This is a genomic window from Gilvimarinus sp. 1_MG-2023 (genome assembly GCF_030548285.1).
Genome location: NZ_JAUOSC010001457.1, coordinates 1 through 248 on the forward strand (window position 1 = coordinate 1; position 248 = coordinate 248).

Below are 248 nucleotides of genomic sequence, written 5' to 3' on the forward strand. Positions count from 1 at the left end.
GTTTTGTATTACGAGGTTGAACTTATGCCTGTTCCTGAATCGTCAGAGCCGGGTCGTCGCCAGGTTGCCAATCCGGTATTACGTTGGTGCTTGCTGGCGGTGGGGTGGGTGGCTGTGGCGTTGGGAACTGTCGGGATCTTTCTGCCGGTGTTGCCGACCACACCTTTCTTGTTACTGGCTGCCGCCTGTTTTGTGCGCAGTTCGCCGGGTTTTTATCATTGGCTGGTCGGGCATCCGAAGCTGGGCAG

The 248-nt window shown here is 56.9% G+C and carries 1 protein-coding gene; it reads left to right on the forward strand.

The genetic code is table 11. The features are described from left to right. Positions 1-24: 24 nt before the first annotated feature. A partial coding sequence (locus Q4563_RS21655; RefSeq protein WP_303605998.1) for a YbaN family protein occupies positions 25-248 on the forward strand: 224 nt, incomplete at its 3' end.